This window comes from Siphonobacter sp. (assembly GCF_048595215.1).
Lineage (GTDB): Bacteria > Bacteroidota > Bacteroidia > Cytophagales > Spirosomataceae > Siphonobacter.
Genome location: NZ_JBMDWJ010000068.1, coordinates 1 through 7,981 on the forward strand (window position 1 = coordinate 1; position 7,981 = coordinate 7,981).

General features: G+C 49.2%; 9 protein-coding genes. All 9 read right to left on the reverse strand.

The window, feature by feature from the left end; all coding sequences use genetic code 11:
- Positions 1-1,126 (reverse strand): CCA tRNA nucleotidyltransferase (locus ACOJTG_RS04190; RefSeq protein ID WP_420152666.1); only part of this gene is annotated, 1,126 nt, incomplete at its 3' end.
- Positions 1,127-1,192: 66 nt separating this feature from the next.
- A complete protein-coding gene (locus ACOJTG_RS04195; RefSeq protein WP_420152667.1) occupies positions 1,193-1,747 on the reverse strand; it encodes an L-threonylcarbamoyladenylate synthase in 555 nt (184 codons plus the stop codon).
- Between the two features lie 93 nt (positions 1,748-1,840).
- Positions 1,841-3,331: a hypothetical protein gene (locus ACOJTG_RS04200; protein ID WP_420152668.1), complete on the reverse strand. Its 1,491-nt coding sequence runs from the start codon at positions 3,329-3,331 to the stop codon at positions 1,841-1,843.
- Between the two features lie 141 nt (positions 3,332-3,472).
- Positions 3,473-3,946 carry a diacylglycerol kinase family protein gene (locus ACOJTG_RS04205; protein WP_420152669.1) on the reverse strand — a complete coding sequence of 158 codons (474 nt, stop codon included), beginning with the start codon at positions 3,944-3,946 and terminating at the stop codon, positions 3,473-3,475.
- Positions 3,930-4,565 carry a DUF1361 domain-containing protein gene (locus ACOJTG_RS04210; protein WP_420152670.1) on the reverse strand — a complete coding sequence of 212 codons (636 nt, stop codon included), beginning with the start codon at positions 4,563-4,565 and terminating at the stop codon, positions 3,930-3,932. Before ACOJTG_RS04210 ends, ACOJTG_RS04205 begins: the two co-directional genes overlap by 17 nt.
- A complete protein-coding gene (locus tag ACOJTG_RS04215) occupies positions 4,562-6,010 on the reverse strand; it encodes a DUF4173 domain-containing protein (RefSeq protein WP_420152671.1) in 1,449 nt (482 codons plus the stop codon). Before ACOJTG_RS04215 ends, ACOJTG_RS04210 begins: the two co-directional genes overlap by 4 nt.
- A 53-nt stretch (positions 6,011-6,063) precedes the next feature.
- Complete coding sequence (locus tag ACOJTG_RS04220) at positions 6,064-6,372, reverse strand: winged helix-turn-helix domain-containing protein (RefSeq protein WP_094809211.1); 309 nt, start codon at positions 6,370-6,372, stop codon at positions 6,064-6,066.
- 28 nt (positions 6,373-6,400) lie between these two features.
- Positions 6,401-7,021 (reverse strand): hypothetical protein, encoded by a 621-nt coding sequence (locus tag ACOJTG_RS04225; RefSeq protein WP_420152672.1) that lies wholly within the window; start codon positions 7,019-7,021, stop codon positions 6,401-6,403.
- A gap of 95 nt (positions 7,022-7,116) precedes the next feature.
- Positions 7,117-7,971: a DMT family transporter gene (locus ACOJTG_RS04230; protein WP_420152673.1), complete on the reverse strand. Its 855-nt coding sequence runs from the start codon at positions 7,969-7,971 to the stop codon at positions 7,117-7,119.
- Between the last annotated feature and the right edge of the window lie 10 nt (positions 7,972-7,981).

Genomic DNA, 7,981 nt, shown 5'->3' on the forward strand with positions numbered 1-7,981 from the left:
TATCCGCCCGGCATAACCGCATCAGGTCGTCTAGATCGTCCCCGGCTTCCACCATCACCCGGCGAAGGGCCGAATCGGTAATGCCGTCTTTGGCTAGGGCAATGGGCCGCAGGTGCAAACGAACGAGCTTCTGTACCTTCCGCATTTCTTCGCCCAATGGCAAACGGAATTTCCGGAAAATGGTAGGTACCATGCGGGCTCCCATCTCTTCGTGGCCGTGGAAAGTCCAGCCGATTTTGGGGTGAAAACGTTTCGTCGCCGGTTTGGCAATGTCGTGCAGTACGGCCGCCCAGCGTACCCACAAATCATCGCTGGTTCGGCACACGTTGTCGAGTACCTGTAAGGTATGGTAAAAATTGTCCTTATGCCCTTTCCCATCGATTTGTTCCGCTCCTTTCAAGGCCACAAAGTCGGGGAAAATCAGATTCAGTAATCCTGCAATTTCCAGCAGTTTAAAACCGTAGGAAGGCGTCGGGGTACGTAAGATCTTATTCAGCTCGTCAGTAATCCGCTCCTGCGAAATGATTTCGATACGGGGAGCCGTCTGCTCCAGGCCCGTAAAGGTATCCGGGTCAATATCGAAGTTCAGTTGCGTAGCGAATCGAATGGCCCGTAACATCCGCAGGGGATCATCCGAAAACGTAATAGCCGGGTCCAGTGGCGTACGGATGATTTTCCGTCGTAAGTCCGCCTGTCCGTCAAACGGATCGATTAGCGTACCAAAATCGTTCGGATTCAGGGAAAGAGCCAGGGCATTGATGGTAAAATCCCGCCGATTCTGGTCGTCTTCCAGCGTACCATCTTCCACGACGGGCTTACGAGAATCGGAACGATACGACTCTTTCCGGGCTCCGACAAATTCGACTTCCCAGCCGTCGAACTTGACCTGGGCGGTACCAAAATTTTTGTAGACGGCCAGCGAGACGTGTTCGCGACCGGCATTTTTCGCGACTTGTTCGGCGAGAGCAATACCGCTACCTACGCAAACAATGTCAATATCTTTCGAAGGACGGTTCAGTAATAAATCCCGTACGTAACCCCCAATGACGTAGGCGGGAACGTTGAGTTCTGCCGCCGAACGGGCAATAATCGGAAATACGGGATGATTTTTAAGGTGTTCAGTCATGTGAACCGGGTAATTGAGAATCCGGAAGGGCGTTGCCATCCTCCGGAATTCCAGTATTCAATCAAACTATTTACGGATAAATTCAAATTCACCGCCTACGCCCAGACGTACGATGCGGGAAGGTTTGGTCGGTTGCCAGCCTGCCGGGGCAGGTATCGTTTCCTGTACAGCCTGACGGATGTTTTCGGGAATATCCGCCAACGTACGGGGTGAGGGCTGTCCTGCTACCGTAGCTATTGTAGACACCAAGGGACGGCCAAAAGCCTGTACCAGATCCAGAATAGGGGATTTCTTCAACACACGAATGGCCAGACTGCCGTCGGGTCCCAGTACATTTTCGGCTACGTTTTTTCCCTTGGGAAAGATAACCGTAAGCGGATCTTCGGCGTATTCGATGAGGTCATACGCTAGTTCGGGTACGCGTACCACATAGCGATCCAGTACGGAGGTATCCCATAAAAGTACAATTAATCCCTGGGTGGTGGGAATCTGACAGGTATCCCGGAGCAAGGCTACCGTTTCCGTACGGGTGGCATCGCCGCTTATTCCCCAGACGGTATCGGTGGGTTGCAGCAATAAGCCCCCGTTTCGTAATACCTGCAGTGAAGTTTTAAGATTCATCCGGCAAAAATACAGCCCGTTTACCGTTTTCGGTTATACTGGCGGGAGTCTTTCCCAGCAAAGTCATCCAGAAAGGCTCTGGTACAGAAAAAGCTATTCTTCGACTACTCGTGGATGTTCGAGTCTGTACACGAAAAAAGCCTCGCGTGTGGGCTGCTGGGCCGTAGCCGGAAATTTACGGTAGCCCCAGCTCAGGAAATACGGCCCATACCACGAAGCCAGTGAAGGGTACGTATCACGATCCATGTTCTTCTTGAGTTCTTCGGAAAATAATTCGTACTCCTGCGGTTTACCCAGCGTTTTGCTACCCTGAATCTGCACGGCCCGTACTTTGTTCTCGTGCGAATACGTGAGCCGCAGGGTATCGCCTTCCGAGCTGAGTTGCACCTGCGGTCCGAGTACGTCCGTCGTCAAATCTTTGAGGTCCATGGAATTATCCCAGACGAAGCTACCCGAAGCATCCAGTCCGCATACTAAAGCGTGCGTATATCGGTACGAGTCGTAGCTACTGCGGCGGGGACGACTGACGACGAAAGGGGTCGTAGAAGCCGTCGTTTTCGCCTGCGGGAAATAGGCTTCGGCCACCAGCAAATATCCATCATCAGTGGGAACCGGATCATGAATTTGGAGCAGGTAGTGAAACTTGGGGTCTTTACCGCGTTTCTGCTGTTCGGCGATCCGGTTTTTTAGCCGTTCCTGCCGACTGGGTTTGAGGTAGTTGAAGAAATTCTGTAGTTCATGAAAAGGCACGTACCGAATCGCATCCGACTCGGAGCCGTTGAGTTTAGTCAGGTACAGGCCCTGCGAATAATCCGAACAATTCAACGAGTAATTCCCGACCAGCAGGGATTCTCCGGTCTTTAGGCGAACAATTTTGGCAGTGATCAGGCTATTGCCGGACTCGTCACTCAGCATGGTTTTATGCAGGAGCCGACCGTCGTAATCGTACGATTGCAACTGAAGCTGACATTTGCCTTTACGGGTCAGTCGGCTAAAAACGTGGATTTGATTGCTGCGTTCGTCCACATCCAGTTCATTGATCGACAGGTGAGAATCGTATAGTTCGGGCAGAGCCTTTGAACTTTTGTCGAAGAAACTAAAGGCCACCACGACCGGACGGTCGTTGTACGTACCCGCTAGAAAGGCTTTGTTGCCGAGTACTTTAAACTTGGAAACCTCGTCAATCGCCAGTACTTCGCCATCAATCATTTCCGTATCGCCCGTTTCCAGGTTGATTTTCCAGATTTGAATTTTATCAGAATGAGGATCACCGCAGAGCCAGTACAATTGCTCGTCGGTATGGTAGGAGAGCAAACCTTCGAAGGGATACTTGAGTTGGAATTCCGTTTCCCAGCGAGGTGCCAGCGTGGAATCGTACCGACTGAAATGGTATAAATGGGCGATGCCCCGAAAGGGATCGTCTACGGTTTTAGTGATCAGTACGCCCTGTTTGCCGAGTGACAGCACTTCAAAATCTTCCGATTTTTTTTCATCCCGCATAATCTCCAGCCGCCTGGAGGGCATCATTTGTGCTTCCAGCGTGCCCGCCAGGAGCCAGAAGCAGAGGAGTAAAAAACGAGTCATAGTCTTTGTCGCATCGTGGTACTGGAAGAGGTTAAGCGAATGTAAGCAGGATGGTCAGCTTTGACAATAGCAGGTAACAAAAGAATCAGCCCACCCGCGGTTCGGCTCCGGCGGGTGGGCTGATTGGTTGAAAATCAGTCGTTAAAAGATTTCTTCTTCTTCCGCCGGTAGGGGAATGCCCAGGTCGGTCATCCAGTCCTGCCAGGGAATATATTCCTTGAATGTCATTACGCCGACAAATAAGGCAAAGAGGGCGGCTACCAGTACTGCTCCGGCGGCTAGATCCTTAATTTCTCCAGCAATTTTCCGGTACTCAGGCGACACCATATCCACGATCTTCTCGATAGCGGTATTAATGGCTTCAGTAATCCAGACCAGTACGATACACAGCACCAGGTTGACCCAATCGCGTTTGGTGATGTTGAGGTAAAAGCCCAAAAAGATGACGACTGCTGTAGCCAGAAAGTGAATACGAGCGTTGTTTTCCGAATAGACCATCACGCGTAGCCCTTTGCTGGCGTACCGGACACTTCGGAAAAACTTGGGAATATCAATGGGCATGGTTCTGGGCTGTACAGGTTTGTGAATGGGCCAATAGCTAGTACGATCGCTCATTCTCCATCAAACTTAAAAGCATCAGGTACGAAATTCCAAGGAGTACGGAAAATTCAAGGGTCATCAGCATCGCCTGTTTGCTGACCAGACTTTCCAGAATCTGCCGCACGAGTAAGGTCGGGTGGGTAAACGGGTGCCAGCTGTTGAGGCGTTTTACCCGGCCCAGATAGATACCAAAACTGCTGAGGGGCAGGGCGGCCAGCATCAGATAATCCGCCCATTGCGGCAGAATTCGCAGCAGGTTTTTTCGCATCCAGTGAAAGGAAAGCAATCCGCAGAGCAAGCTTACAAAAGCATAACTGAAAATCATCACCGCGTCGTGCCAGACCGGAATTCCCATCGTATTCTGAATGTGAATCAGATCCGTGATGACGTAGGGAGCATTTGGAAAAAATAGGAGCCAAAGCGTCCCTACGGCTACGAGTTTGAGTCGGGAAGGTTGATGCGTCAGTTTTTCGAACCAGAGTGAAAACACCAGCGGAAGCCAGGCCAGAAACAGGTTCCAGTTGATCATAACGTACCAGCCACTCCGGAGCAGTCCGAAACGAATGACCAGAAAGCTGGCGGAAAGCAGCGAGAGAGCCGTCAGGCTGGCGAGTTGAAACGTACGGGATTTCATAGGCATGAAGTAGGAATGGATGAGTTACTTGAAAAAGGGTGGGTTTCGATGTACTGATTAATTTTCCAGTCGGCGTAATTCCAGGACTGCCAGGTGTGTGGGTTTTGCTTGTATTGCTTCTGAAAGGTTTGAGCCGATTTAAGCAAGTCAGCTTTCAGCTCTAGGGACTGTGAGTAGACGTAAACAGATTCCTGCAGTTGAGGCAGATTATAGGGCAGAAACTCCTTTAGATACTCAAGGTCTAAGATTTGAGCTCTTGAAAGATTATAGGTTGTAATGATGCTTGTCCAGGGTACTGCGGTGAATACAATAAGCGTGAAATAGCAGACCCAGCTATTGATTCTAAAAAGGAAAGCGATTGATTTTTTATAGTGAATTTTATAGAGCGTAGTGAACAAACCACACCCCGTTTGGAAAAGCCAAAAGTAAACCCCGATGCGTTTGAAGGTAAGTCCATTATTCTCAATGTAAAGCATATTGGTATAGGTCGTAACACCCAGCAAAAGCAGATTCAGAAAAATCCAGGTGTAGGCCAATCGAATCAGGGTTCGATTTTTAGGAAAGAAGTTGAGGTTCTTGCGGAAGTAGAATAGCATTAACGTGATCGCTAACAGGATACTGAAAATAAGCACATTGACGCTATCGTGTACGGATTGGGAAAAATCATAAGCGGTTTGTTGTTGCTGAACATCACCAAACATCAAACCTTCGAAAACCAAAAAAACGAGTAACAGTAGGTTTAGCATACCCAGCATCACAACGCCTTGCCGATATTCCCATTTCAGACCCAGCACATGTCCCTTATAACGACCCCGAATGCGACTGAGCGTGTTGGTAAGCTTCAAATCTGCCTCGGCAAAGACTTTAGCCGAATACGGGAATACCAGGGACGGAAGCCAGATGAATCCCAGCATAGTTAAAAAAATATAATCGGTGTCCAGTACATACGAGCGATCAAATAGACTAAAATCAGGGTTTGCCCAGTAGTAGAGTCCGTAAAAACCTAGTGTGACAAGGAAGGGGAGCAGCAGCACCCGGAACTGTCGAATCAATTGCCGATGCGTAGGTCTATTGCTGGATGACGTCAGCCATTGTGAGCTGGCCTGAAAAGAGGCAAGACCCAAGCTACTAAGAATGCCGTTGAAGGCTGACACATAGGGGGAAAGCTGGGTAACGGAGCTATAGCCTATCAGTAAGAAAACGGATACAACGTAAAGAATCAGCGTGTGGGAATTGCCATAATAGACGGCGGTAAATCCGGTTAGAAGAAAGCCTGCTGTAGTTAACTGCATGTTTCGTTCGCGAAACAAACCAGACTTTCGCCAGAGTACAAGAGCTAAAAGTAAAAGAGCAAACGCAAAATAATTAAGACCGGAGCCCTGCTCATAAAACAAATAATTTTTCAAAAGAACCGCAGTGACTAACAGATAGAAGGCCCGTGACATAATGCATATTTTTAAAAAGTACTTTGAATTACAAAGTTGAAGTGCAAAAAAAATTAAGACTTATTCGGTACTGATTTTAAAAGCATTTCCAGAGCGTCCAGGTGTTCCTGAAAGGCTTGACGACCGCTGAGCGTAGCCTGAAAGGAGGTATTGGGTTTACGGCCAATGAAGCCTTTCCGTACGGCTACGTACTGCACTTTTTCGAGAGCCGTCAGGTGGCTGGCTAGGTTTCCATCGGTTTGCTGCAGGGTTTCTTTGAGCGTGTTGAATTCCACCCAGTCATTCACCATCAGCACCGACATGATGCCGAGCCGAACCCGGTTCTCAAACGCTTTATTTAACTGCTCAATTACATTTTTCATACCACCAATCAGACCCGTTTGAGTCCGCTTAAGCTCCGTATTTCCGGTACAGAATAATGCCGTACAGAATGTGGAGTACCCCAAAACCCAGGGCCCAAAATAACAGGCTGGTGCCCGTTGCCGCAAACCAACCGCAGATAATACCCAATAAAAGCTCGCAAAGACCCAGATTTCGTACATCGCTGTGGGTATACTTACTGGCGTTGATCAGGGCGAGGCCGTAAAAAATCAAGGTACTGGCGGCAATGAGTTCAGGGGCTCTAAACAACAGAAAATAACAGAAAATACCTCCCGTAGCTAAAGGAATGGCCAGGTTGACGAACAACCGTTTCGACGTAGCATCCCAAAGTTTCCAGCCTTTGATTCGGGCCCGACGGTTCGTAAAATAAAAACCGCCAATGAGCGACAACAGCAGTACACCGCCGAAGTTGACAATGAAAAACTGATAGAACCCATAAGGCCGATCGGCGAACGGAGTGGTAACCAGGGAAGGCGTACCTTCCAGAAATTTCCAGGCGGCTCCGGCTCCCAATAAGGCCACACTTCCCGCAAATACGCCGGATAATCCGCTTAAAGACAGGAAACGCGAGGACCGTTCCATCATCTGACGAATCTCAGACAAGTCGCGTAGAGGATCTTCTTGAATCATTTGCTGAAGTACTTTGTGTTGCAAAGTAAACAGAAGAAAGTTTTACAAGTCAAGCGTATCAGCAAAAGTTTTTTGCAGGCCATGAAAATAATCGCCTACTTTTTCTGACCCATCCACAAGCCAACCAGTACCAATACCGTACCCAGGCCCGTATACCAGCTAAACGGTTCACCCAGCAAAAAGGTAGCGTAAGCGAAGCCAAATACGGGGCAGAGGAAAAGAAACAAGGAGGCTCGTACGGCATCGGTATGCAGCAGTTTTAACCATAACTGCACCGCGAGCACGGATACGAAGATGGTCAACCAGACTTCCGAAGCCCAGAAACGCGTATCGAAAAGGTTTGGTTTTTCGTGAAACACAAACACCAGCGGCAGGCAAATCAGCCCCGCCATCAGCGTTTGCCAGCCATTGATACTACTTCTCGAAAGTTTCCAGTCAATGCCCGAAAAGTAGATCGTAGCGACGGAGTAGGAAAGCATACTCAGAAAAAGAAGCAGGAGTCCCTGCGGAGTAGCGAAACTATTTTGCAGCAGGGGATACGTAGCCAGAGCAACCCCAGCCATCCCCAGAGCAATGGCCGTCCATTGTTTGGAAGCTACTTTTTGTCCCGTCCAGAAAGCGGATAAAACGCTGATCAGCAAGGGATTTAAGGCAATAGCCAGACTGCCGATACCCGCCGCCACCTGTTTCATGGCAAAAACGAACAGACTCAGATACACCACGGTATTCAGTAAACCAAACGTCGCGATCTGTAGCCACTCTTTGCCTTGGGGTAGGCGTTGTTTTTCCACGCCTAGGGCGTAGGTCAGTAGGAGGATGCCCGCTCCAAAATAGCGAATGTCAAACAAGAGCATCGGTTCTGCCGATTGCAGGCCGAACTTGGCGGCAACGGATGCCGAAGACCACAGGGCGGCGAACAGCAGGCCCGTACCCCAAAATGAATTTTTCACAGGAAGAAAA

Excerpts from the sequence above, each read along its gene's own strand:
- ACOJTG_RS04195 (WP_420152667.1), bottom strand. The coding sequence starts at position 1,747 with ATGAATCTTAAAACTTCACTGCAGGTATTACGAAACGGGGGCTTATTG.
- ACOJTG_RS04200 (WP_420152668.1), bottom strand. The coding sequence starts at position 3,331 with ATGACTCGTTTTTTACTCCTCTGCTTCTGGCTCCTGGCGGGCACGCTG.
- ACOJTG_RS04205 (WP_420152669.1), bottom strand. The coding sequence starts at position 3,946 with ATGAGCGATCGTACTAGCTATTGGCCCATTCACAAACCTGTACAGCCC.
- ACOJTG_RS04210 (WP_420152670.1), bottom strand. The coding sequence starts at position 4,565 with ATGAAATCCCGTACGTTTCAACTCGCCAGCCTGACGGCTCTCTCGCTG.
- ACOJTG_RS04215 (WP_420152671.1), bottom strand. The coding sequence starts at position 6,010 with ATGTCACGGGCCTTCTATCTGTTAGTCACTGCGGTTCTTTTGAAAAAT.
- ACOJTG_RS04220 (WP_094809211.1), bottom strand. The coding sequence starts at position 6,372 with ATGAAAAATGTAATTGAGCAGTTAAATAAAGCGTTTGAGAACCGGGTT.
- ACOJTG_RS04225 (WP_420152672.1), bottom strand. The coding sequence starts at position 7,021 with ATGATTCAAGAAGATCCTCTACGCGACTTGTCTGAGATTCGTCAGATG.